Here is a 25164-nt window from a genome sequence, read left to right as displayed (position 1 = left end):
AAAGGATAAAAATTAGAAATGAACCGCTCTGAAAAGAGCGGTTTTTTTATAGACCAAAGCCTGACAAGTCTTGTACACTTTTTAACATATCAAGTAGATCATCAATGAATGGTAAAATATATTTTATCCAATAATTCAAAATTTCTTCCAAATTGAATGTATAAATTAGCACCATGAAAATCCTCATCATTGAAGACGAAAAAGAACTGGCAAAAAGTATCTCCGAATATCTTTCCGGAGAAAACTATCTGTGTGAGTTTGCAGGAACATTCGGTGAGGCGATGGATAAAATAGAGACATTTAATTATGACTGTATCTTGCTCGACATAATGCTTCCGGACGGAAACGGACTTACCCTTCTGGAAGAATTGAAAAAACAGAACAAACAGGATGGTGTTATTATTATTTCTGCAAAAAATGCTTTGGATGATAAAATAAAAGGCTTACAGCTGGGCGCAGACGACTATCTTACCAAACCGTTTCATCTTTCCGAACTGATGGCAAGAATTTATTCTGTTATCCGCAGAAAACAGTTTAACAATTCAAATATTATAAAGCAGAATGAATTGCAGATTGATCTTTTGGCTAAATCTGTAAGCATTCACAATAAAACGATCATTCTTACCAAAAAAGAATTTGACCTGCTGATCTATTTTATTGGAAATAAAAACAAAGTAATCTCCAAAAGTACACTGGCTGAGCATCTTTCCGGCGATTTTGCAGATATGCTGGATAATCATGACTTTGTATATGCCCATGTAAAAAATCTGAAGAAAAAACTGTACGATGCCGGATGCGAACATTATCTTAAAACAGTATATGGAACCGGATATAAATGGGAAAGCAATTAAAGCCTATGAAACCGTTACTAAGCAAAACAACAAAGCCGTTTATTATTTATGTCCTGATTATCCTGGTTATAAGTATTCCGGTATATTATTTTGTAGTGGATGCTATCTGGAAAGGAGAACTGGATGATCACAATATAACAATAGCAGAAAAAACGGCTTATGAATTCAACAGCCTGAAGCTTTCTGATGCAGAATTAGAAAAAAGCATTAATCTTTGGAGCAAAATCCAGCCGGGAACGAATATTGAAAAAGTTCCGTTTAATTATTTAAAAAGAGACTCTTTTTTTACGATTGATAAGCAAAAAATATTTGCCGCCAAACCGGAAATAGAGCGGTACAGATGCATGAAAAAAGTAGTTTATATCAACAAAAAACCTTTTCTTTTTACCATAGAAACCAATATTGAAGAATCCCAGGAAACTGTGGGTGCCATTGCTTTAATAACCATTTTTTTCTTCATCCTCATTCTTGTAGGACTATTATTTTTAAATAAAAAGCTTTCAACATCGATTTGGCTGCCATTCCGGAACACCCTGGACCAGCTTAAGACATTCAACCTTAATAAACAAACCAAAATTGAATTTGGCAAAACGGATATTACAGAATTTGAAGAACTGAACCAATCTTTGAGCAAACTGATTGAACATAACATTTCCGCATTTAAAACTCAAAAAGAATTTACTGAAAATGCCTCCCATGAATTGCAGACTCCTTTGGCAATTCTGAAGAACAAACTGGATATTTTACTCCAAAATGAAAACCTAACCGAAAAACAGTATCAGATTGCAGAGGAAATGCATCGGGCATTAACAAGAAGCTCCAGAATCAATAAAAATCTTTTGTTATTGGCTAAAATTGATAACAGCCAGTTTGATAAAACTGAAGTTTTTCAGTTTGATGAGTTATTGCTTCAAAGCCTGGGCATATTGCAGGAACATTTTGAGCTGAAAAATATTGCGGTCAGCAAAAACATCCTGCCAGATATAAAAGTATGCGGAAACAGAAGTTTAACGGAAGTCCTGATCAACAATCTGATACTGAATGCCATCCGCCATACTCCGGCTAACGGATCAATTTCAGTTAAATTAGAAAATTCATCATTTGAAATCGCTAATTCAGGAACAGAAAAGCTGGACCATGGCTTATTATTTAAAAGGTTTTCCAAATTGTCTGCTGATAGCAGTGGAAGCGGTTTAGGACTGGCAATTATTAATGAGATTTGTAAGTTTCATCAGTGGACGATTTCTTACAAGTTTGAAAACAATCAGCATACTTTTTCTGTAACTTTCTAAGTTTTCTTATCACTATCATTCTTTTCCCAGTCATAGGTTATTTTCTGAACAGTTTTTACTTTTCTTTACTTGTACATCAATTCTAAATTTCTACAAAATTGCATTTGAAATTTGTACGAAAAATATGAAGATGCTCAATAAAGTGGCAGGCATAACAGTCTTGTTCTGGCTAATGAAAATAACAGCAACCACTCTGGGTGAAACCCTGGGAGACTTTATTTCCATGACGCTTAACCTGGGCTACTCTGTAGGAATAGGAGTAACTCTTTTATTTTTTCTCATTATTATTTCCATACAACTGAATGTGAAAAAATATATTCCCATAATTTATTGGATGGTCATTGTGAGCACAACAACATTAGGGACAGAAATCTCTGATTTTATAGACCGAACTCTTGGAACAGGCTACCTAATCGGCAGTTTATTATTGGTAAGCGGGCTTTTGATAAATCTTTTTTTATGGTATAAAAAATATCATAATCTCAAAATATATCCTGTCTTTGAAAGAACCAAAGAAATCTATTATTGGGGTGCTATCCTTTTTTCCAATAGCCTAGGAACAGCATTTGGGGATTTTCTGACTGATAATCTTGGTTACAGTTATTTGGCAGGAGCTGTTATCACTGGTATTATTATACTTGTCGTTGTTCTTCTTCATTATTATACAAATATCAATCAAGTTGTATTATTCTGGATTGCTTTTATTTTTACGAGACCATTCGGGGCCACTTTCGGCGATTTTCTTACCAAACCTGTTTTAAAAGGAGGATTAAGCTTAAGCACTCTATATGCATCATTGGTTTCTTTAGCCCTGTTGCTTCTGATGATCGTTATTTCGCATCAAAAACAAAAAAAGGAAAAAGTATTGATGCAGTAAAATTCAAAATGTCTTCAAAATTATTATTCAATATTGCAGAATAAACAATTACATCAATGGATAAGCTAAGGCTCTTATTTTTTTTAATGACACTTTCGGTTTTGTCTTTTGCACAGGTAACAGGTGTAACCATCTCCGGTATTGTTAAAGACAAAATGATAAAAACGGGCCTGCCGTATGTAAATATAGTGGTAAAAACCGAAAAAGAGGCTGCATTTGTTTCCGGAACAATAACCGATGAAGAGGGCAGGTTTTCAGTTGCCAATATAAAACCCGGAAATTACAAACTTGAAATTTCTATTGCCGGATACCATTCATATAATCAAGCTCTTTTTATTGGAAGCCTTTCTGAATTTTTGGAAATTCCGACTATAGAACTTGAACCAGCTCTGAGCCGGGATGAAACAAAAATTGAGGAAGTGGTTGTAACGTCTTCAAAAAAAAATGAATTAAGCAATGCATTAGATAAGAAAACCTATTCTCTTGCAGATAATATCAGTCAAAGCGGAGGTTCTGTTTTGCAGAGTATGCAGAATCTGCCTGGTGTTACCGTTCAGGATGGAAAAGTACAGCTTCGCGGCAATGATAAAGTGACGGTTCTAATTGATGGGAAACAAACTGCTTTGACAGGTTTTGGAAGCCAGTCAGGATTGGATAATATCCCGGCCTCAGCAATTGATAGGATTGAAATCATCAACAATCCTTCTTCAAAATATGATGCCAACGGAAATGCCGGAATCATTAATATTATCATGAAGAAAAACAAACAGAACGGCTGGAACGGAAAAATCGGTTTTACCTATGGTACAGGTTCTTATTGGGTAAGAAAGGAAAATCTTCCGACAATTAGACCTCAGTATACGATTACACCAAAAATTAACCCGTCAGTTTCTTTGAACTACAGAAAAAATAAAGTGAATGTTTTCTTTCAGGCTGATGATTTATATACACAAACGCTCAATAAAAATGAATTTGTAACCAGAACCTATGACGACGGAACCATCATAAATTCCCAGCTGAAAAGAAACAGAAATACGAATTACCTGACTACAAAAGCCGGAATCGACTGGAATATAGATGCCCAAAATACCTTAACAGTTTCAGGATTATATGGAAGCGAAAAAATTATAGACCGTGGTGATCAGCCGTTTTTTAACGGAGATTTTTCCCAGCGGCTCCGGCTCTGGCAGTTTCTGGAAGATGAACTGAAAACTACAGTAATGGGAACAGCTTCTTATCAGCATAAGTTCAAAGAAGCAGGACATCTTTTGAATGTAGGGTTTAATTATACGTTCCACAGGGAAGACGAAAAATATTTTTACGATAATTATTTGCCTAATTCAACCGGAACAGATGCCTTCAAACTGCTGTCTGACGAGCAGGTTTATGATTTCAATGTTGATTATGTAAAGCCTTTAAAATATGGCCGCATCGAGACAGGAATAAAACTTAGAAACAGAAGTATTCCTACCAATATGAATTTTATTCCCGGAACCAACTCTGTTTTAGATGCCAATGCCGGCGGCTGGGCGACTTATAAAGAATTAATCCCGGCTGTGTATGGAAATTATATTTTCGAAAATGAAAAATGGGAAGCCGAACTTGGAGTTAGACTCGAATACGTGAGGGTTCAATATGATGTAAACCCCAATCATCCTACTTACAAGAGTGACAGTTATAATTATACCCAGCCTTTTCCGAATCTGAGACTGGCCTATAAACTTAACGATCACAACAAGCTGTCCATATTTTACAACAGAAGGGTAGACCGCCCTAATGAGGTAGACATCAGGATCTTCCCGAAATATGATGATGCAGAAATTATAAAGGTTGGAAATCCGCAACTGAGACCGCAGTTTACCAATTCTATTGAACTGGGGCATAAATATAACTGGGATAATGGATATCTGTATTCGGCACTGTATCATCGTTTTTCCAATGGAACAATCACCCGGATCTCCAGTATTGTTCCGGAAAGCACACTGATTTATGCCGTATTCCAAAATGCAGGGAAAAGTTATAATTCAGGGTTGGAAATGATCTGGAACCAGAAAGTTTCAAAAATATATTCTTTCAATATCAATGGAAATATATATAGAAACCAGATCAATGCATTTTCCGTGGAAAATCTTTATCCGCAGCCAACTGTCTTTTCTGCAGGCCGGGAAACAGCCATTTCAGGAAACATAAAACTGAATAATATTTTTAAGCTGGCTAAAGATCTGAATGCACAAGTCACTGCGGTATATCTGGCCCCGGATATTATTCCACAGGGGAGAATAGGCTCAAGGTTTTCAATGGATGTGGGTATAAAAAAATCCATCCAGAGCGGTAAGGGAGAATTATTCCTGAATGCGACTGATTTGCTGAATACCATGGTGATCAGGAAAAGAATTCAGGGAAATGGTTTTTCATATACGAATGATGATTATTATGAAACTCAGGTGGTAAGACTAGGGTATAGCTATAAGTTTTAAAAATATAATAACCATGGATAATTTAGTTGAGGCTGTCAAAAATTATATGATCCTTTTTCTTTCGGAAAATCTTCCGGATGACCTTTATTTTCACAATATAGGGCATACTTATGATGTTGTAGATGCCGTATGTGAAATTGGTCTGCAGGCGGGTCTTTCTGAAGAGGAAATGCATATCGTACAGGTTTCAGCATGGTTTCATGACTGCGGATATGCAAATACCTACATAGGCCATGAGGATGAAAGCAAGAAACTGGCAAAACTTTTCCTTGACAATTTCGGTTGTGAAAAAGATTTTACTGAAGCTGTTTTAAAGTGCATTGAATCTACAAAATATCCTCCAAAACCAACTTCTTTACTGGAAAAAGTAATGTGCGATGCGGATATGTACCATTTAGCCCGTGCCAATTATTCAAAATATGATAAAGCCATACGCCGGGAATTCGAAATATACCTGGGACTGGTTTATACGGATGAAGAATGGCAGACAAAAAACTGTAATTTTCTTATCCATCATCAATATTATACAGATTACGGGCAGAAAGTCCTGAGCAAATTTAAAGATGTTAATATTCAGTTACTCCAATGTCAAAAATAAAAAAGCAAATTAACATTATGATGTCAAAATACCATAAAAAAACAATTCTTAGCCTTTTCGTTTTAGCTTCAGTTTGCGGAAAATTTTCTGCACAAAGCAGTAATGATACCATTCAGGTTCAGGAACCGAAGCAGGACAGTAGTATTGTATTGAACACAGAGAAAAATAATTTTAATTATAAAAGATTAATCGTTCCCACTGTATTCATTGGCTATGGAGTTGCCAGCCTGACCGTAAAAGATTTAAAAAAATTGAATTTTTCTACCAGGGATGAAATCAATGAACACAAACCGGATCATATCAAGCTGGATAGCTACACACAGTTTGCACCAACAGCTTTGGTATACGGACTGAATGCAATTGGTGTAGAGGGAAAACATAATTTCAGAGACAGAACCATCATCTACGGAACATCCATGCTGATCACCTCTGCCATTACTATTCCTTTAAAGCATATTGTAAAAGAGGAAAGGCCCGACGAGTCGAATAATCTGTCTTTTCCTTCGGGTCATACAGCCATAGCTTTTGCCTCTGCGCAGTTTATGTTCAGGGAGTATAAAGACACGAATTTCCTGTTGGGAATCTCCGGATATTCTCTGGCTGTATTTACAGGAATCTACAGAATGCTGAATGATAAGCATTGGGTAGGAGATGTGGTGGCAGGAGCCGGATTTGGTATTCTTTCAACAGAACTGGCTTATTGGCTGTACCCAAAAATCAATACTATGCTGGGTGGTAAAAACAAAAATACAGCTACTATGGTAATGCCTTTTTATCAGGATAAAAGTATAGGGATTGGCTTAGTTAAAACTTTTTAGGTAACCTCAAAAAATAAGGATATGTGGTTCTATTATGCATTACTTTCGGCTTTATTTGCGGCATTTACAGCTATTTTTGCGAAAATGGGAGTGTCTAATATCAATTCCAATCTCGCAACGGGAATCAGAACAATAGTCATTCTTGTAATTGTCTGGAGCATTGTATTTGTAAAGGGTGAAGCAAAGGAAATTGGCTCATTATCGAGAATTAATATTATTTTTCTTGTTTTATCGGGAGTAGCAACAGGGCTGTCGTGGTTATTTTATTTTAAAGCTTTACAGATCGGAAATGTGTCACAGGTTGCCGCTGTAGATAAACTGAGTGTGGCCATAGCAATCATTCTGGCGGTATTATTTTTCAAAGAAACGCTGACTTTAAAAACCATACTCGGGGCTTTACTGATTATCAGCGGAACTATTTTATTTGCACTGAAATAAAGCAAAGTGAATGATGATGCCGATCGATAAATACTGCTCTTCCTTCAGCTTTAAAACGGAACAGGGTAAATGATTCAAAATATATTTTATCCTATTTCCTTAATATAGTTCACAAGATCAGTTTCTGCATTCAGATCAAATTTCTGTTTGAGCCGGTATTTGGTCATTCGTACACTTTTGGGTTCTACATTTAGTAAATTGGCGATCATTTTGGTATCCATTCCAAGATAAAGATAAGCGCAGTATTTGAGGTCTAAGGTTGTCAGCTTTTGTTTTGCCTGCTTATTCAGATTGTTGAAAAATTCAGGATGCATTTCCTGGATATGGAATTTTGCCTTTTCGAAATCGTTATCTGTAAGTGTTTCTTCCCGTATGATCTGCTGTATATTTACGGATTCCTGATTGGAAAGCTTTTCCTTAAGCTGCAGCAATACATCATTTTTATGCTGCAGGTGAAGCTGGTTGGCCATTACTTCATTCTGCAGTTTTTGCTGCTGAAGAGTCAGAAGTTCCTGTTCTGCTTTCAGGCGGGCCTGTTCTTCCTTTTCATATTTTATCTGCAGGGCAGCTTCATTTTTTTCGGCAGTAAGCTGTTTTTCTCTTGCTAAAGAATATTTAAGATTAAAATAAATAAGAACGGAACATAAAAACAGCACCAATTCCACCAATAGCGATTAAGGCTATCAAAAGATATTTCTTTTTTTTCTGGTCGTCTGCTTTTTCCTGTAGTGCTTTTATTTCTCTTTCTTTTTTGCCGAATTCAAACTGTGCTTCAAGCCTTTTGGTAATGGCAGCCGATTGTTCGTCAAAAAGAAGATTACTGTAATCTGTTATTTTTTGCTGGTACATAAACGCTTTTTCATAATCTCCCTTCTTTGTACTAAGCTTCACCAAAGAACCGAGAACATTGATAAGGGTATGATAATAAGGCTTTTTCTTTTTCGACATCTGCTCATACGCTGTTGCAAGATAATGTTCTGCAGCCGGCAAATCATTTTCCATCATGCTTAGTTCGCTGAGCATCCCGTAGCCGCTGGCAATCAGCTCATCGTTACTTGATGGTGTTGCCTGCAATGCATCTTTTATAGTGTTACGTATCTTTTGTTGGATATCTGGTTTGTTGGAATCATAATATTTCAGGTAATAACTTGCTTTATTGATCAGGGCACTGGCATAGGTATTATTCATGATTTGCCCCGGGTAGCGGCGGAACATATTAATGGTTTTATCCAGCGGCTGCATGATACTGTCCAGGTACTTTTTCTGTTTTGTTTTTTCGTACCGGAAAGTGTACACCACCGATATGGCAGAATAAACATTGGCTAGCATATTTTTATTGGAAGATTTTTGAGCAAATAACAATGCTTTATGGATATATTCCAGAGACTTTTGTTCATCATTCCATTCGGTATATAATCCATAAAGAAAATAGTAGATGCGGGCTGTAAGTAATGATTCCTTATCCTGATCTGGAATATTGGAAAGAGCAAGATTGAGAGACTTTAATGTCCCTTTTTGGTCAAAAAGAGTACTGCTGAGTACGGCAGAAGCATACTGGGCATAGGCGAGTGCCAAAGTATTGTTCTGTTTCTTCGCAGAAGAATAGGCTTTATCAATATATTCCTTGGACCGGTCAAAGTTTTCTGTATTGGTATAAATGTTTGACAGTATCCAATAGGCTTTTACTGTACCTAGATTGTCGGATGAGATTTTTTTGCTGTTTTTCAGGCTAAGCTCGGCCATCTGTATCGCTTCAGGATAGAGTTCAGAAGCCCGGTACCAGTCTGCCAATTGCTGCTGAACAGCAATTGCCCGCTCAGGTTCCGGATTGGATGCTAATATCTGGCGTAAGCTATCGGTATAGTTTTGTTGTGCCTTTATACAGATAGAAAAAAAGATGAAAAAGAGAAATAGAGGGATTTTTTTCATATTCAAATGTACAGAAATCTGTAGTCATAAGAAAAAACAATAAAAATTATTTAAAGACATCTTGACTCTTTAAATCACTGATAACTATTTTGTTACGATTTCGTGTAGACACTTTGTAGTATCTGTGTTTCACTATTGTAAGAGTTTTGTAGTTGCAAAATAATAGGATTAGGGAAGAGATGAAAGCATTTTTGTTCTATCAATTTTTACGGAATATTAACTTTAAAATCCATTAACATTATGAACAACAAAACTCTTTCAATTGTATCCTACATTACCCTTATCGGATGGTTGATTGCTTATTTCGGGGGCAAAGAAAATGCAGACAGTCTTTTGAAATATCATCTGAAACAATCACTCGGACTTCTTATTGTAGCTGTCCTGTTTAATATCGTATTAGGTGTTCTGATAAGTATTGTACCTGCTTTATCTCTTTTAAGCCTTATAGGATTTGTATTTATTGCCCTGCTGATCATCGGTATCATCAATGCTGCTAATGAAGTGAAGAAGCCATTACCATTAATAGGGAAAATGTTTGAAGACAAATTTTCTTTTATCAATTAGGAACAAAAATCAAAATGAAAAAAGTAATCGGAATATTCTTTATCGTTATAGGTGCTCTTCTGGCTTTCATTACGAAACTAGGGCCGGCCGGTAAAACCTCATGGATGTTTACTTATGGCATATGGCCGCTGATCATTGTTGCAGCCATTTTATTGATAACAGGTATGTCATTATATAACAGAAACAGATAAATAATACAACACATAAGTAGTGATGAATGAATATAAATATTATCAGGAAATAAGTTCTAGAGTATACAAAAGGGCAGGCCTTAAACTGCAGTATCTTGTGATGGCATCCATTCTGTTTGCCATAGGGATATTATTTCTTATCAAATGGCCCGGCATTGAAGGATATGCCGTAACCGTAATTACCATTGCATTCGGACTGGGGTTTATCAATAGAATGTTCAATAGTTTGCATATAGATATGAACAGTAAGATTTTGATCCAAAAATCAAGCTTATTATCAGGAAAGCAGACTATTGCATTTGCAGATATTCAGAATTTCAGTATAAACAACAGTATTTATGTTCTGGTGCTGATCTCATCCGCATCGGCTTTAACTGAAAAAAATGGTAAACCAAAATATATTCTTTTAGGGCAAAACTTTATGAACAGTAAACAGATGGAACAGCTGCTGCTGGAAACAGAAAAAATAATGGAATTAAGATGAAAGAGCGCATGATGCACCGGATGGGCAACGATCTGGTTCTTACCCCACACCGGATTTATAACAAAACTAGCACCCTTGCCCTTATTTCTGCATTGTTATTTTTAATCCTGGGAATCTTCCTGTTTGTATGGTCCGGTGATTTCTGGCAAATGCCATTGGCTATGGGGCTTTGTGTAGGAGTACCTGTTATGATTCACAAAATTGCTGTTGTACAGCAGCAGATTATTATTCCTCCTGGGAAAGACGCTCAGATTGTATTTTGTATAGGGAAAATTTATAAAAGCAATATTGTGCAGAAAAATGAAGCAGCTGTTATTTCCAATACACTAAACAGGAAGGCTTATTATGCGGTTACCAGTAAAAAGAATCCCTATGGTAAGTCCTATCAGATCAGTCCTTTTCTGAATAAGAAAAAAACAGCTGTTATATTTGAAGAAGAGGTACTCCCAATCATTCTTCAGCAATTAGAAATTCAATAACCATGAAGACATTTATTTTGGCTGTGTTTTAAAGACAATTTGAGTAGGGTGGAAGGTTGGTTTGCATTCTGGCTATGATCTATTTTTTTGTTCATGGAATAATGCTTGTCAGGATTGTAAAAACATTTTTTGAATAAATAATTTTACATTGGTATTAAAATAGCTAAATTTTTCAATCTGGAGCAAAGAAAATTGGAAAAATTAATTATCTTAAGTCTCCAAAAAATAATTGGAATTATTTTATGAAAAAAAAAGACTACGCATTTTCACAATAATAGTAATCATTATTTTATTTTTGGCTTTTTTTTCTAAATGTGAAAAAGGAGTGAAAGTAGAAACCTGGGGAATTAACAGAACCATTAAATGGTGATGAGCTTTGAATTCTGATGAAAAATAAAACTCAAAAAAACGATCCGATATGACAAAAGTTTTGGCAATAATCATATTATCTTTATTCTCATTAACAACTTATGGACAAACAAAAATGCGCTCTATTGATGAATTAATAGATAATAAAGATCCAGGCTGGGCTATTGTAAAAGGATGGATAAACTCTGCTAAAAATAAAATAGAAATCTTACCTGTTGACACCATTAAAGCAAAGGATGCCTTATATAAAACTCAAGTGACAACCCATTCTCCAATGGGAGCCATTGTATACATGACAGGCGGACTTTTGGTTGATCATGGATGGATAAGAATTCTTGGCTCAGGTAGTAGCAAGTTAAGCAGGTCACTTCCAGAATGGAACAGAGGAAAAACATTTGATGATTATGGGCAGCCAACTCCATATCTTTTAATTGCTGACGATGCAATAGGAGGTATTTTTATTCTTAACGGAGGTGGACTCGGTAGCGATTTAGGAAAAGTTTATTATTTAGCACCTGATAATCTGGAATATGAACCTCTTGACCTTACTTACAGTGACTTTCTGAATTTCTGCTTTAACAATAATCTTGATGAATTTTACAAAGATTACAGATGGAAAAATTGGAAAAATGATGTAGCAAAACTCAAAAGTGACCAGGTATTCAGCTTTTTTCCTTATTTATGGACGGAGCAAGGTAAGAATATAAATAAAGTATCAAAAAAAGAAGTTCCTATTGAAGAAAATTACAGATTAACTTTTGAATATAGAAAACAACTTGGATTTGATATGCAGAAATAAAAACTCTTAGAAAACAATAGTAATTTAGAAACAAAGTGAACCATGAAAGACAATGAGATTAATCATTTAGAAGAATTTCAAAAAATAGTATTGCAGCAACACGAGAATGCGAATAAAAACATTAATAAAGAGTTATACGATGAAATTTTAAAAACTGCTGAAATAATTGAAAAATCAGACAGGTCGAACACAAAAGAGATTCTAAACAAATTACGGGAAAGATTTAAAAATGAAGACCTAAATCAGGTGACAGATATCTTTATTTATTGTCAAAATTTTTTATCAACCAATGAAGAGCCATTGCCATTGCCTTCTCAGCTATGCATAGCAATAGGTAAATTATTCACTAATGAAAACCTGCATTATACATCAAGTAAAGTTTATAGTGATGATCAGATTGATGGAGGAAGTGCATTGTCTTTTTTAGTGTATTTAGCCATGCACGAAAAACATACACCATATGTTCTCGATTTTATTAAAGAAAATTTCAAAGGATTTTCAAGAAATAAAAAGACAGAATGTGTATTCCAGTTAAAAGAAACCCTTCCAGAAAATGAAATTGCCCAACAGATAATAAAAGACAGCGGGATTACTAAATATGAACTCATTTTCAGTACAGAAGAAGACTCAATTTCTACACCCGTCACTTTTAAGATGGATCATTTTGAGAAAGCGGATGATAATGTAAAACAGGATTCTCAGGATTTGAAATCCAATATTTCTGTTCCAGAAACCAAAACTAAATCACAGTGGTGGAAGTTTTGGGCAAAAAGTAATTAGAGTGGGAAAACTGGCAATAAAAAGGCTTTGAAATATTACGGGTGTAGCTTTATATAAATTAAGCATTTAACGAATGTTGACAATTGGAAGACATATTCAATTTAACATAATATAAATTATAGGATAAATAATAATGTCTAGCTTACAACCGAAACAGCTGCTTATTCTCTATATTTCCAAAATGCATTTCCTTCATACGTTCTACAAACTTTTCTTCATATCTATGATCTATTCAGGGCCTTTTTCAGTTTTCCGAACTTTTGTTTTGTTATATGTCGCTAGCTCTCAAATATCTTTTTTGATTTTTTTAAACGATGTAAACAAACCTTGTATAATCAGAAAAATTCTGTTCACAGGTTTTTGGCAGAAATTTCCTGACTGTAAGGATTTATAAATCGGATTCATAAAAATCATCAGTTCCATAAACTTCCTGCTTCTTATAGAGATACTGAACTTTAAGGTTTACTACTTTTTCCAAAAGTTTTGCTTGGACTTATTTCATCTGTTTCGCACTCTTGGTTGAACTATAATTTCACTTCCATATATTATGTTAAATTGAAGCATAGATCTTAATGTAGAAAAATTTCAGGCAAAAATTATATTTTAGCATCAATTTTCTAAACGCTGAGAATCCCGTATAATATTTCTTTCCGTATAAATATGCGTATAAAGAAAACTGAGCTGTTATTTTTTACTGCTGTTGACCCATATAATCCGTATCATTTTCTGTACGCTGGATAATCCTGCTCCTTATATTAAGGTCATTAATAATTTTTTAATTTAAATTTTTGAATGCCTCATGAGAACAGTTTACTTATTTTCAGTGTTTTGTATTTGAATATACTCACTTGGAGTCATGCCTACAAATTGTTTAAAAGCTTTATTGAAGGTAGATTGATTAGTAAATCCAGCTTCGGTATAAATGTACATAAGGGTTACTTTTTCCAGATTGCTTTTTGAAATCAGGCTTTTTACATAATCAATCCTATAAGAGTTGATGTAAGTACTGAAATTAGAATATCCCTGTAGCCTGATTGATTTTGAAATATAGTTATTACTCACTTTCAGAATGGTAGATAACATTGAAATATTAAACTCCGGATTCGTAAAATGTTTGTTGGCAACGATCTCATTTTCAATTTTTTCAAATAGTGGTTTTGCAAAGGGCATTTCTTTTTCATCTACTGTAATTGGAAGCGTGATCCGTTTCCTTTTTTCTATAATCGAAAGAAGTTCCTGCTCCCTTATTTTATCCTTATAATAAATGAGCAAATAAACAATAACAATATTAAACCCGAACGAAAGCAGGTCATTATACCTGAAAATATTTTCATAAGACTTTATCCGAGTATGAATTGGTACAATATCACCGGTAAAAATGGCTACAACTGCAATAAACAAGGTATAAACTGAAAAAAAAGAACCTTCTTTTTTACCAAGAAAAATGTACGCACCCAGCGGCACAGGAACCAGCCAGCAAAATTGAAAAATGGAACATTTCCAGAAATACAGTATAATAAAATAAATATAAATGGGCGCAACAATAAGATAACCCCGCACTCTTTTTTCCAGAGAAAGTGACGGAAAAAAAGTATTTAATAAATATACATGGCTTAGCAAAGCAATAGCCCCGGACAGACAATAATATCCGAACAATTTTTCTTTTACGATGAAAAAGTATATGAAGGTGAACAATAATAAAATACCCCCCATCAGATAATTATATCTTATGGAAAGCTCTTCTTTCAACCTCAGGATCTCCTGTTCTCTTAGTACCGTATGATCCATTTCTTATGGGTTATTTGAGCTTAAATACCAATGAAAAATGACTAACAACTCATTTAAATTACTGATTTTCATTTGTTTAATAATATTTTTAATTTATTAATAATGATAATTATCAACCTTCAATTTAAAGTGATTTTTCATTGATGCTTAAGAGCTTTTTGGGGTCCAGTCTGCATTTATGAGTATAATTTTGTTGCGAAATACAAATGATGAAAAATTTTGCAACCATAACAAAAAGCATTTTAATGTATGTTCTCACAGGGACGCTGTATGCTTATGGTATGCATCCTTTACTTAATCATAATCAAATCGAATGTGGCAAAAGTAATAAAAAAAACGGGCCAGCTTTAATTTTTATATCAGAAGGAAATTATATTTTCAATGAAGAGCAGTTGCATGGTATTACAAAAGATTCATCTCCTGTTTCAATTAAGTCCGGAGAAACAAGAACAGACAAAATTCTGTTTGTTTCAGAAGAAACCACACTCTATAATCCACAGAATATTTTCATTGGAACAGAAAATAAAACTCATAATCACAAAGTAAAGGTTTTTGTTAAAAAATCGCATAAAAAAACTCTTAAACCAGGTAAAAATGAGCCTGTTAAACCTATAAACCTTTATTTTACATGGAATAATGGCCAAAATCAGTTTCTTTTAGCTTCAGATAATAAAGCCTGCATTTGTTCAACAACACATAATGATCATCATAAACAGCTGATTGACACGAATCGTTTCAGCCTTGATTCTTTTGTTTCTTCAAAAGATACCTTATCAAAGTACAATGCAAATATGGTATCCTATTACCATATAGTAATCTTCAGCATCAGGCCTCCGCCTTTAAAAAATATGTTCTACAATTCTGGTTAAAGAAGCTACGGGCAAACATGCCTGTTCAAAAATAATTACAACAAAATATAGCATTCTGCTATTCAATCCATTTTAAATTAAAAACAAATGAAAAAAAATATATACACCACTGCAATAGCCTTGACAATTTCTTCCTTAGCTTGGTCTCAGGTAGGCATTAATACCCAAAATCCACAAGGAATATTTAATATAGATGGCGCTAAAAACAATGCAGCCACAGGCGCTCCTACAGCAACACAAATGGCTGATGACTTTATTGTAACTGCATCAGGATCTACAGGTATCGGTGCGGCTCCCGACGCATCCGCTTTACTGGAGCTGAATGTCAGCCAGCTTGCCGCAACAGGTAAAAAAGGATTTTTAGGTCCGAGAGTAGCTTTAACAGCATATAACGATGCGGCTACAATCCCGAATCCTGCAGTTGGCTTATTGGTATATAATCTTGGGACCCAAGCTGCTTTTACCTTCGCGGGATATGTATATTGGGACGGAACCCAGTGGAGACCTTTAGACGGACGTTCCTTACAGCCGGGTACGATAGGCGCTTTGAACTGTGCAAATGCTACTCTGTTTCCGATTTCTTATACTGCAGGTGTTCCTTATCAGGGAACAATGTCGATCCCTTATACAGGAGGAAATGCGGGAATATATGCTGCGCAGACTATAGGACCTGTAAACGGACTTACCGCGACACTTCCGCAGGGCAATTTTGCGCAGGGATCCGGTACTTTAAACTATACAATCTCCGGGACTCCAACCGTATCCAGTCCGAATACCACAACATTCAATCTTTCAATCGGAGGACAAAGCTGTAGTGCTACAGTGGGTCTGGGAAAAGTACTTGCTCCCGGAGAATATCAGTTCTTTACCTATACATTACCAGCAACTTATGTAGGATTACTGAGCACCTATATTGGCGGTACATATGATGCTATTTTAGGGCAAAAGGTAAGATTGGATCTTAACTTTACCAATAGTTCTAATGCCAATTCCGGTGCAGTTACTTACAACCCTCGTTTGGTGAATATCTCTACTTCCAATATTAAAGTGTGGTATGCAGCATTATCGAGTGTAGACCGCTACCGTCGTTCGAATGTTTTATTGGCTCCCGGAGGTTATATGGAGACTGATAACGGAATTTATCTTAACTGGGGAGACAATATGAACAGTACTTCAATTCCTGTATTAGCTACCAGCTCCAGTGATGATTCCCAGGAGATCGAAACAGTAGATTTGCTTGTAGACGGAATTTGGTACCGAATAATAGTTTATGTATCTGTAGACAACTTAAACGATACTAATGCTACGAATAACATCCGACGGGTCTTTATGACAGCACAAAGAATGTCGAATTAAATGATTAATTATAATTAACAGCATGCCCCCATTTTACTCTTAAAAATGCACAAATGATGGGAAAGAATCAGTGGGGGCATCTTTTACTTTAAAGCACAAAACTGCAAACTAACTTGACAGCTGTTTTATTACTAAGAAGAAAGTAAATCTAAAATATCTAAAAACACAAAAATGAATTTCAAAAGCATTCATATCGGACAGATGATTGAACAAAAAATGAAAGAAAGCGAGATAGATTCACAACGCATATGTAATTTTTTGAAATGTACTGAAGAAGAGATCAAACAAATGTGCCAGCAAAAGATTCTTGATACAGAAACCCTGCTGAAATGGTGCAAACTGCTGGAATATGATTTCTTTCGAATTTACTCCCAGCATCTCATTCTGTATGCCCCTCCGACTGCCAAATACAAGGCAGGAAAAACAAGTCTTCCACAGTTCCGGAAAAATATCTACACCAAAGAAATTATTGATTTTATACTGGAACAGATCAGTACAGGAGAAATGACTAAAACAGATGTAATAAAAAAATATGGAATTCCGAAAACAACACTTTACAAATGGTTAATAAAACATACAGAACAGACAGAAATTTAATTCCGTAAAATATCATATCCTCAATCTTACAATAAGACATACATCCATGAAAAATCATCCTAATTATAAAAATATTTATTCTGATATTTTAACCAAGAAATTTCCACATAAAAGAAAAGAATGTGAAGCATTACTTAATATGGAAAACCTATCGTTTTTGAATATTATTAAACTGAACACAATAATATTTGGAACATCCGACATACAAACCGAAAATTTTAATCAGAAGCATCGCTCTTACCACAGATCTGATATCCTGAAAATATTGGAGTATCAGAAGAAAAACAAGCTTAATAATATCCAATTGGCCAATCATTTCAAACTAAGCCGGAACACCGTTGCCAAATGGAAGAAAATGTTTTTGGTAAACTAGAACAACCCAAAAAATTACGCTTTTTTCAAAATAATCTGGTTTTTGGACACAATCACCGCTACCCTGTCCCCTGCCTCAAAACCACAATCCTGAACCCATTTCCCGGCAATCCTGATTTCCGGAAAGAAAACTTCATGGTAGTATGCCCGTGCGAAGGATTTACGGAAAACCTTAAGATTCCGGCTGCGGAAAATCTTATATTTGTTGGGAGAACTGATCTTCTTTTTCATTATTTGTTGTTTTTTCTGCAAACCAAAGGATACCAGCCGGTATAAACCAGTTTCTGAAAGGATATTTTATGCGAAACTGAGGATATTTCAGGATATAATTTATTTTATTCTGAGCTTTATTTTTCTCTCCTAAAACTTTATATTTGTTATTATGACTTACACAGATATGCAAAATAAAAAAATACATCAGGGCCGAAACATCAAACGTTTCCGCGAAATGCTGGGCATCAAACAGGAAGCCCTTGCCCTGGAACTGGGTGACGACTGGAACCAGAAGAAAATTTCCCTTCTTGAACAAAAAGAAACCGTAGAAACAGATATTCTGGCCCAGGTTGCCAAAATCCTGAAAGTTCCGACTGAGGCGATTGAGAATTTTGATGAGGAGCAGGCGGTGAATATTATTTCTAATACTGTCAATAACAATGATAATGCTACAGGTAATTCCTTATACAGTTATCAGCCTACGTTTAATCCTATTGATAAAATGGTTGAGCTTTATGAGCGTATGCTGGAGCAGCAGAAGGAAATGATTGAGAAGCTGGAAAGGTTGATTGAGAAATAATAAAAAACATAATAATGCCTTCCAATGAAATCTAAAATAAATATTAAAGGAATAATTTCTGCGTGTGCTATTATTTTGTTTCTAGGGCATTTAATATTTCCAACTATCAAAATTGATTTGATTACAGTTATATTATTTTGTTTAATTATTATCCCATGGCTGGAACCATTATTTAAATCTGTTGAACTACCTGGAGGTCTAAAGTTAGAATTTCATGATCTTGAAAAAATTGAAAAAGAAGCTGAAAAAGTTGGTTTAATAAATAAAGAAAAGAACAGCAATATTCTTTCTGAAAATTATGAATTTATAGAAATTGCTAATACAAATCAAAGCCTTGCTCTAATAAGCCTAAGGATTGAAATTGAAAAAAAGCTACGAGAAATAGCACACAAATATAATATTGGAGCAAATAATTTTTCAATTTCTAAAATTATTACAATATTATCAGAAAAAAATATACTTTCTATTCAAGAGAGCCGTGTATTAAAAGAGATATTGTATACATTAAATCAAGCATCACACGGAGTGGAATATGATGTAAGAACTGGAAGCTGGATTATAGAAATAGGTCCAGAAATTCTAAAATCTCTAAGCAGCAAAATCATCAAAAGAGGATATATTTTCCCTAGTGAAGATCAACAAATCGAACATTGGATTGATAAATCATTTGAGGCTAAAGAATGGAACACTAACATAGAATTCATTGAAAACATTAAACAACATAATGAATTATGGGAAAATGAATTGGAAAATATCTATAGTTCACTTATTGAAAAACTCCATGACCCTCAAAAAAGTATTTTAGAAAAAAATCAACAACAATGGCTTTCTTATTATGAGAGTTATTCCGAACTTTTAACTTCTTTTGATAATTTGCAGCATAATGTTGGAAGAGAGGGGCAGATTATTCTATACGTACATATAATGCAAAAGAAACGAGAAAGAGTTTTGGAATTGGAAGAGATTTTAAATCAACTTACTAAGAAGCAATAAAAATCACTTTTATTGTTATTCATTTAAAAACCTTAAAAAAAATTTGCGTAGTCAAATAACTTCATTTAAATTTGTAGTCAAATAACTACACAATGAATTTAAGAAGAGATGTATTTCAGGCTATAGCAGACCCTACCAGAAGATCGATCCTGATGCTGGTGGCCGCACAATCCATGACCGCCGGGGCTATTGCTTCCAATTTCGATACCGCAAGACCTACCGTTTCCAAACATCTTCAGATCCTCACAGAATGCGAACTGCTGAGATCTGAACAAAACGGCCGTGAAATTATTTACCACCTCAATCCCAATAAAATGAAAGAAATAGCCGATTTTATAGAACCTTTCCGCCAAATGTGGGACGAAAAATTCAATAAGCTGGAAAGTGTAATGAAAGCCTATCAGAACAAAAATTCGTGATCCGGGATACGGGTTATCGAGATTCGTGGTGGGGTTCAGGGATGCTCAATGAATGGCAGTTTAAAATCTCAAAATCCTCACCCACAAAATAACCCGAACCTCTTACCCCGAAACGCGTAACACGCATCACGCATCAAACCCTCAAACTCTCCCACTCTAACACTCTAAAACACCAAAACATGGAACTCAAAACAAAAATTCACGCCGAAGACGGCAAACAGGAAATATTCATCACCCGGGAATTTGATCTTCCGGTAGATTTGCTTTTCAAGGCTTACACAGAAGCTGAACTTTTCGAACAATGGATGGGAACCAAGGTAACAAAATTTGAAAACAAACAACACGGAAGTTACCGTTTCGAAACCTTAAACCCGCAGGGTGATGTGGTTTTCAGTGCCAATGGAACCATTCATGACATTGTTCAGGATGAGAAAATTATACGGACCTTCCAGATGGAAAACACACCTTTCCCCGTTCAGATCGAGTTTCTGGAATTTGAAAAGCTTACGGACAGCACCAGCAAAATTACCATCCAGACCATTTACAAATCGGTAGACTTCAGAGACCAGCACCTGAAAATGCCATTCGCACAGGGAATCAATATGGCGCATAACCGTTTACAGGAGCTATTAGGTAGTAAAAGGTAGCAGATTACAGGTTGCAGGTAGTAGGTAATTTGGTCATAAATCTAATTTATCCCGCAACTCTCCCACTCTAATACTCTAATACTCTAATACTCTCAAACCCGAATCCCGCACCACGCATCACGATAACCAAACAATCACCACCATGAATCCAAAAACAGATTTCTTCTTCAACGAACCCGGCCAATGGCAGGCAGCATTTGAAAAACTAAGAGCAATTGCCCTGAGTACAGAGCTTACAGAAGACCTGAAATGGGGATGCCCTTGCTATACCTACGAAGGAAAAAACATTTTCCTGATCCACGGTTTTAAAGAATATTGTGCCCTTCTGTTCTTTAAAGGTGCTCTGATGAAAGACCCGGATCATATCCTCATTCAGCAGTCCAAAAACGTACAGGCAGCGAGGCAGGTCCGCTTTACAGATATACAGCAAATTAATGATCTGGAAGACATTCTCCGGTCTTATATGTTTGAAGCCGTTGAAATTGAGGAATCAGGAGCTAAGGTTGAAATGAAGAAAACAAAAGAATTTGAAATGGTTGAAGAATTTCAAACCAGGCTCGATCACGATCCGGTATTAAAAGAAGCTTTTGAAGCACTCACTCCCGGAAGGCAAAGAGCTTACCTGCTCCATTTTTCATCTGCCAAACAGTCTAAAACGCGGGAAGCCCGCATCGATAAATGCATTCCGCAGATTTTTGAAGGAAAAGGATTAAACGACTAACAACTAAAAACGATACAATATGGAAACACAAAACAAATCACAGAAAAGAAACAGGATTATTTACTGGATCTTCACCTTATGGATGGCCCTCGGAATGGTATCTACAGCCATTGTACAGCTCATGAAAAATAAGGACGAACTCGCCAATTTCACCAATTTAGGCTACCCTGCTTACCTGATGACCATTATCGGAGTATGGAAAATCCTTGGCGTTGTAGCAGTTCTTATTCCAAAATTTCCATTACTGAAAGAATGGGCCTATGCAGGATTTTTCTTTGTCATGTCCGGCGCATTAATATCTCACCTTATCATTGGCGACACTTTTGGAAGAACCTTTCCGGCCCTTCTATTATTGGTTCTGGTAATAATTTCATGGTATTTCAGGCCTGCTGACAGGAAAATTTCTGTTAACAGCCATTAATAGTTGCAGAAACTTTAACTTTAAAAGACAGAAACACCTAAAAATAACTGATATGAGCAAAAGGAAACTTTCAGCAGAACAAAGTACAGAACTTTTAAAAGTTTTAAAAACCCGTTTCGAGAAAAATATGAACCGCCATAAAGGCTTAGACTGGAAAAAGATTCAGGCGAAACTGGAAGCCAATCCGGAAAAACTATGGTCACTGAATGAAATGGAAGAAACCGAAGGCGAACCGGATGTGGTAAACTATGATAAAAAAACAGACGAATATATCTTTGTCGACTGCTCCCCGGAAAGCCCGAAACGCAGAAGCCTTTGCTACGATTATCAGGCCTGGGAATCCCGGAAAGCCAATAAACCTGAAAGCAACGCTATTGACAAGGCCGCCGAAATGGGTATTGAAATAGTATCGGAAGAACAATACCGCTACCTTCAAGAACTTGGTAAATTTGACCTGAAAACGTCAAGCTGGATCAAAACACCTGAAAACATTAGAGAGCTGGGCGGTGCCCTATTCTGCGACCGCCGCTACAACACGGTTTTCACCTATCATAACGGTGCAGATTCTTATTATGCGGCCAGAGGATTCCGGGGAATGCTGAAAGTTTAAGCAGTTAATATGGTTCGGGTTCCGAGGTACGGGTTTTGAGTTGAGCATTTAATCACTATAAATTCTTTCACATGAACGGTTAAAAAGCACCAAAATTAAGCCCAAACATCTGCTCAATCTACCCCATCTGCGAGAGATAAAAAAGCAATACTCATCAAAACCCTAATGGATTAAAATTTTTCAATATTTTTATATAACGGATTATTTATATTCCATATTCTTTCATATTGAAATACTATTGTTAATTTAGTACACAGAAATTTGAATTTAATCTAACAACTTTGGGTATGAAAAAATTAATCTTACTGGGCTCGCTATCCGTTTTTCTTATGAACTGTAATAAAAAAACGGAAACCCCGGCTCCGAAAACAGAAAGCGACACAATAGCTGCAGCAGAGCCTGTGGTAGATACTTTGGGTCCAAAATCATTCTGCTACCTGGGCGTTACCGGAAAAGACAGCGTTTTTGCATCTATTGATGACAATCTGGGAACCATTACCGGAAAATTAGCTTATAAAAACAGTGAAAAAGACAGTTCTAAAGGAGATCTTACAGGTTTTAAATCCGGCGATACCCTTAAACTGACCTATGAATTCCAATCCGAAGGAACGAAAAGTAAAAGAGATATTTATTTCATTCAGAAAGATAATATTTTGACCGAAGGAATCGGGGAACATAAGGAAGAAGACGGACAGTCCAAATATGCTGATGAGAAAAAGATCAGCTATAAAGACGGACAAAAACTGGAGCCTGCCGACTGCAAAGTAGTTTCAAAGGCTTTAAAATAATTTAAAGGTGGCTTCGAAATTCTCAGCCACCTTTTTTATTACTTTCTGTTAAAGTTCTCTCCCGATAATCTCTATAAACCGTTGTACCGGCTCATCCCCTGTATTCCAGGAAGTAATGAGACGGATAGCTGATGATTTTTCATCAATCTTTTTCCAGACAAAAAATTCAAAATTTTCAGATAGAATTTTAATAAGCTCGTTGGATATAATAGGAAATATCTGGTTGGTATAAGTATCAGCCAGAAACTGTACTCCCCTTTCTTTCATGGCATTTTTAATCTTCATAGCCTGGATATTGGCATGTTTTGCCAGGTCAAAATACAGGTCATCCCTCATCAGCTCCATAAACTGAATACCCAAAAGACGGCCTTTTGCCAGTAATGCCCCTTTTTGTTTGATATTAAAGGCAAAATCCTGCTGCAAATCCTCGTTATTGATGACAATGGCCTCTCCTATCAATGCTCCGTTCTTCGTTCCGCCCAGGTAAAAAACATCCGTTAGCTCTGCTACTTTTTCCAGTGTAAGATCACTGATTTCGGAGGTTAATCCATGTCCTAATCTGGCTCCGTCCATAAACAGGTACAATCCTTTCTCACGACAGAAATTGGAAAGCTCTTCCAGTTCTTTGGCCAGGTAAACCGTACCCAACTCCGTAGAATTTGATATATACACCAGCTTCGGCATTACCTGATGCGGAATATTGCTGTGGTTTTCCAGTACCGGGACAATATCTTCCGGCCTAAGCTTACCGTCTGCCGTTTCAATGCTTAAAACTTTATGCCCGGTAGCTTCAATAGCTCCTGTTTCATTGTTCAGAATGTGGCCCGGTGTGGCGGATATCACACATTGATAAGGCCTTAAAATGGCTGAAATCACAATAAGGTTAGCCTGCGTACCTCCGGAAACCAGAAAAACTTCAGAATCCGGACTTTTTATTTTTTCTTTGATCAGCTTCTTTGCTTCAAGAGAATAATCGTCTTCACCATATCCGGCCTGCTGTTCAAAATTTGTGCTTAAAAGTGCTTGTAGAATATTCGGGTGGCATCCCTCGGAATAATCGTTTTTAAAAGAAAATTTCATAGAGTAAAATTAAAAAAAGTTAAACTAACAAGACCCCGTTTTACATAATATTTTGTTAGATTTGTAATGAAAATCATCTAACATTTTGAGAACAACATTAACAGAAGAAAATTATCTGAAGGCTTTGTTTCATTTAGTTGACAATGAAGGGAAAGTGACGATCAATGAACTCAGCAAATTTCTGAACGTAAAAATGCCGAGTGTCAATAACATGATGAAGAAATTCGCTGAAAAGAAATGGGTGGTCTATGAAACCTACAAACCTCTGGTGGTTACAGAAACCGGGAAACGCGAAGCTGCTCTGGTAGTTCGTAAGCACAGGCTGACAGAGATGTTCCTGGTAAAAAAGATGAATTTCGGCTGGGAAAATGTTCATGAAATTGCAGAACAGCTGGAACACGTTCATTCCCAGATATTTTTCGACAAAATGGATGAAATCCTTGATCATCCTAAATTTGATCCACACGGAGAACCTATCCCGGATAAAGATGGAAACATCATTGCACAGGACCTGCAAAAACTGAGTGCCTGCCTAGTGGGAGAAACGGTTACTTTTGCTTCGGTTACCCTCTCAGATGATGGCTTTTTAAGCTACTTGAATGAAAGAAACCTGCTTCTGAATACCAAGATCAAAGTCATTAAAATTGAAGAATTCGACAAATCCATGACCATCGAAATCGGAAATACCAAAGAAGTTCTCAGCAGAAAAGCTACGGAAATTATTTTGGTGAAAAAATAAGTAAACTAAAAATTCTCCGGACGCC

30 protein-coding genes are annotated in these 25164 nt (G+C 35.8%); 25 read left to right on the top strand and 5 right to left on the bottom strand.

The features are described from left to right. The first annotated feature begins 173 nt into the window (after nucleotides 1-173). The 7 genes from BUB03_RS10735 to BUB03_RS10705 all read left to right on the top strand — a co-directional run bounded on the left by BUB03_RS10735 (nucleotide 174) and on the right by BUB03_RS10705 (nucleotide 7351). Complete coding sequence (locus BUB03_RS10735; RefSeq protein ID WP_040995062.1) at nucleotides 174-851, top strand: response regulator transcription factor; 678 nt, start codon at nucleotides 174-176, stop codon at nucleotides 849-851. Then, nucleotides 836-2143: a sensor histidine kinase gene (locus BUB03_RS10730; protein ID WP_228417839.1), complete on the top strand. Its 1308-nt coding sequence runs from the start codon at nucleotides 836-838 to the stop codon at nucleotides 2141-2143. Before BUB03_RS10735 ends, BUB03_RS10730 begins: the two co-directional genes overlap by 16 nt. A 124-nt stretch (nucleotides 2144-2267) precedes the next feature. Then, nucleotides 2268-3020 (top strand): COG4705 family protein, encoded by a 753-nt coding sequence (locus BUB03_RS10725; RefSeq protein ID WP_040995060.1) that lies wholly within the window; start codon nucleotides 2268-2270, stop codon nucleotides 3018-3020. Nucleotides 3021-3076: 56 nt separating this feature from the next. Beyond that, a complete protein-coding gene (locus BUB03_RS10720; RefSeq protein ID WP_073062870.1) occupies nucleotides 3077-5497 on the top strand; it encodes a TonB-dependent receptor in 2421 nt (806 codons plus the stop codon). A gap of 13 nt (nucleotides 5498-5510) precedes the next feature. Next, the gene (locus BUB03_RS10715; RefSeq protein ID WP_073062867.1) at nucleotides 5511-6095 is read left to right on the top strand and encodes an HD domain-containing protein; all 585 of its coding nucleotides are present in this window, start codon (nucleotides 5511-5513) and stop codon (nucleotides 6093-6095) included. A 17-nt stretch (nucleotides 6096-6112) separates the two neighbouring features. Continuing rightward, on the top strand, nucleotides 6113-6913 hold the full coding sequence (locus BUB03_RS10710; RefSeq protein ID WP_228417837.1) for a phosphatase PAP2 family protein: 801 nt from the start codon (nucleotides 6113-6115) through the stop codon (nucleotides 6911-6913). 21 nt (nucleotides 6914-6934) lie between these two features. After that, nucleotides 6935-7351 (top strand): EamA family transporter, encoded by a 417-nt coding sequence (locus BUB03_RS10705; RefSeq protein ID WP_073062864.1) that lies wholly within the window; start codon nucleotides 6935-6937, stop codon nucleotides 7349-7351. A gap of 86 nt (nucleotides 7352-7437) precedes the next feature. Here BUB03_RS10705 and BUB03_RS21565 read toward each other — a convergent pair whose 3' ends face one another. Then, on the bottom strand, nucleotides 7438-8016 hold the full coding sequence (locus BUB03_RS21565) for a helix-turn-helix transcriptional regulator (protein WP_139258817.1): 579 nt from the start codon (nucleotides 8014-8016) through the stop codon (nucleotides 7438-7440). Continuing rightward, a complete protein-coding gene (locus BUB03_RS10700; RefSeq protein ID WP_083538901.1) occupies nucleotides 7973-9280 on the bottom strand; it encodes a tetratricopeptide repeat protein in 1308 nt (435 codons plus the stop codon). Before BUB03_RS10700 ends, BUB03_RS21565 begins: the two co-directional genes overlap by 44 nt. A 240-nt stretch (nucleotides 9281-9520) precedes the next feature. On the opposite strand from BUB03_RS10700, the gene BUB03_RS10695 reads away from it, so the two are divergent. The 6 genes from BUB03_RS10695 (at nucleotide 9521) to BUB03_RS10670 (ending at nucleotide 12946) form a co-directional block, all read left to right on the top strand. Beyond that, complete coding sequence (locus BUB03_RS10695; protein WP_040995051.1) at nucleotides 9521-9844, top strand: import component protein; 324 nt, start codon at nucleotides 9521-9523, stop codon at nucleotides 9842-9844. A 14-nt stretch (nucleotides 9845-9858) separates the two neighbouring features. Then, complete coding sequence (locus tag BUB03_RS21875) at nucleotides 9859-10035, top strand: hypothetical protein (protein ID WP_175547499.1); 177 nt, start codon at nucleotides 9859-9861, stop codon at nucleotides 10033-10035. Nucleotides 10036-10057: 22 nt separating this feature from the next. Continuing rightward, on the top strand, nucleotides 10058-10519 hold the full coding sequence (locus BUB03_RS10690; protein ID WP_073062861.1) for a hypothetical protein: 462 nt from the start codon (nucleotides 10058-10060) through the stop codon (nucleotides 10517-10519). After that, the gene (locus tag BUB03_RS10685; RefSeq protein ID WP_073062859.1) at nucleotides 10516-10998 is read left to right on the top strand and encodes a hypothetical protein; all 483 of its coding nucleotides are present in this window, start codon (nucleotides 10516-10518) and stop codon (nucleotides 10996-10998) included. The genes BUB03_RS10690 and BUB03_RS10685 overlap by 4 nt, the downstream gene beginning before the upstream one ends. 418 nt (nucleotides 10999-11416) lie before the next feature. Continuing rightward, nucleotides 11417-12166: a DUF2625 domain-containing protein gene (locus BUB03_RS10675; protein ID WP_228417835.1), complete on the top strand. Its 750-nt coding sequence runs from the start codon at nucleotides 11417-11419 to the stop codon at nucleotides 12164-12166. A 42-nt stretch (nucleotides 12167-12208) separates the two neighbouring features. Further along, nucleotides 12209-12946, top strand: a complete 738-nt coding sequence (locus BUB03_RS10670) for a hypothetical protein (protein ID WP_073062854.1) — start codon at nucleotides 12209-12211, stop codon at nucleotides 12944-12946. Between the two features lie 810 nt (nucleotides 12947-13756). Here BUB03_RS10670 and BUB03_RS10665 read toward each other — a convergent pair. Continuing rightward, nucleotides 13757-14734 (bottom strand): helix-turn-helix domain-containing protein, encoded by a 978-nt coding sequence (locus BUB03_RS10665; protein ID WP_073062852.1) that lies wholly within the window; start codon nucleotides 14732-14734, stop codon nucleotides 13757-13759. 209 nt (nucleotides 14735-14943) lie between these two features. Between BUB03_RS10665 and BUB03_RS10660 the strand changes: the two genes are divergently transcribed. The 3 genes from BUB03_RS10660 to BUB03_RS10650 all read left to right on the top strand — a co-directional run bounded on the left by BUB03_RS10660 (nucleotide 14944) and on the right by BUB03_RS10650 (nucleotide 17556). Next, the gene (locus tag BUB03_RS10660) at nucleotides 14944-15603 is read left to right on the top strand and encodes a hypothetical protein (RefSeq protein ID WP_073062850.1); all 660 of its coding nucleotides are present in this window, start codon (nucleotides 14944-14946) and stop codon (nucleotides 15601-15603) included. Between the two features lie 87 nt (nucleotides 15604-15690). Further along, nucleotides 15691-16959, top strand: coding sequence for a hypothetical protein (locus tag BUB03_RS10655; protein ID WP_073062848.1), 1269 nt, complete (start codon nucleotides 15691-15693; stop codon nucleotides 16957-16959). Nucleotides 16960-17130: 171 nt separating this feature from the next. Then, nucleotides 17131-17556 (top strand): transposase, encoded by a 426-nt coding sequence (locus tag BUB03_RS10650; protein WP_073062846.1) that lies wholly within the window; start codon nucleotides 17131-17133, stop codon nucleotides 17554-17556. Between the two features lie 387 nt (nucleotides 17557-17943). Here the strand turns inward: BUB03_RS10650 and BUB03_RS10640 are convergent, their stop codons facing one another. Next, the gene (locus BUB03_RS10640; protein WP_073062842.1) at nucleotides 17944-18159 is read right to left on the bottom strand and encodes a SymE family type I addiction module toxin; all 216 of its coding nucleotides are present in this window, start codon (nucleotides 18157-18159) and stop codon (nucleotides 17944-17946) included. Between the two features lie 151 nt (nucleotides 18160-18310). Between BUB03_RS10640 and BUB03_RS10630 the strand changes: the two genes are divergently transcribed. From BUB03_RS10630 to BUB03_RS10595, 8 genes are all read left to right on the top strand, one after another. Beyond that, a complete protein-coding gene (locus tag BUB03_RS10630; protein WP_073062838.1) occupies nucleotides 18311-18721 on the top strand; it encodes a helix-turn-helix transcriptional regulator in 411 nt (136 codons plus the stop codon). A 24-nt stretch (nucleotides 18722-18745) separates the two neighbouring features. Then, nucleotides 18746-19714, top strand: a complete 969-nt coding sequence (locus tag BUB03_RS10625) for a lysozyme inhibitor LprI family protein (protein ID WP_073062837.1) — start codon at nucleotides 18746-18748, stop codon at nucleotides 19712-19714. Between the two features lie 92 nt (nucleotides 19715-19806). Further along, nucleotides 19807-20133, top strand: coding sequence for an ArsR/SmtB family transcription factor (locus tag BUB03_RS10620; protein WP_040995027.1), 327 nt, complete (start codon nucleotides 19807-19809; stop codon nucleotides 20131-20133). Nucleotides 20134-20312: 179 nt separating this feature from the next. After that, on the top strand, nucleotides 20313-20780 hold the full coding sequence (locus BUB03_RS10615) for an SRPBCC domain-containing protein (protein ID WP_073062833.1): 468 nt from the start codon (nucleotides 20313-20315) through the stop codon (nucleotides 20778-20780). Nucleotides 20781-20922: 142 nt separating this feature from the next. Beyond that, the gene (locus tag BUB03_RS10610) at nucleotides 20923-21501 is read left to right on the top strand and encodes a YdeI/OmpD-associated family protein (RefSeq protein ID WP_073062831.1); all 579 of its coding nucleotides are present in this window, start codon (nucleotides 20923-20925) and stop codon (nucleotides 21499-21501) included. Nucleotides 21502-21520: 19 nt separating this feature from the next. Then, nucleotides 21521-21922, top strand: coding sequence for a DoxX family protein (locus BUB03_RS10605; RefSeq protein ID WP_073062829.1), 402 nt, complete (start codon nucleotides 21521-21523; stop codon nucleotides 21920-21922). Nucleotides 21923-21974: 52 nt separating this feature from the next. Next, nucleotides 21975-22532 carry a DUF4256 domain-containing protein gene (locus BUB03_RS10600; protein WP_073062827.1) on the top strand — a complete coding sequence of 186 codons (558 nt, stop codon included), beginning with the start codon at nucleotides 21975-21977 and terminating at the stop codon, nucleotides 22530-22532. 287 nt (nucleotides 22533-22819) lie between these two features. Continuing rightward, a complete protein-coding gene (locus BUB03_RS10595) occupies nucleotides 22820-23320 on the top strand; it encodes a hypothetical protein (protein WP_040995016.1) in 501 nt (166 codons plus the stop codon). A gap of 48 nt (nucleotides 23321-23368) precedes the next feature. Here BUB03_RS10595 and BUB03_RS10590 read toward each other — a convergent pair whose 3' ends face one another. Next, the gene (locus BUB03_RS10590) at nucleotides 23369-24400 is read right to left on the bottom strand and encodes a threonine aldolase family protein (RefSeq protein ID WP_073062826.1); all 1032 of its coding nucleotides are present in this window, start codon (nucleotides 24398-24400) and stop codon (nucleotides 23369-23371) included. Between the two features lie 85 nt (nucleotides 24401-24485). Here BUB03_RS10590 and BUB03_RS10585 point away from each other — a divergent pair, with 85 nt between their 5' ends. Next, nucleotides 24486-25139: a metal-dependent transcriptional regulator gene (locus BUB03_RS10585; RefSeq protein ID WP_040995012.1), complete on the top strand. Its 654-nt coding sequence runs from the start codon at nucleotides 24486-24488 to the stop codon at nucleotides 25137-25139. Nucleotides 25140-25164 lie beyond the last annotated feature (25 nt).

This window comes from Chryseobacterium oranimense, assembly GCF_900129755.1.
GTDB classification, from domain to species: Bacteria; Bacteroidota; Bacteroidia; order Flavobacteriales; family Weeksellaceae; genus Chryseobacterium; species Chryseobacterium oranimense.
Note: the sequence above shows the minus strand (reverse complement) of the source record. Positions and strands in the feature narration are given on the sequence as shown.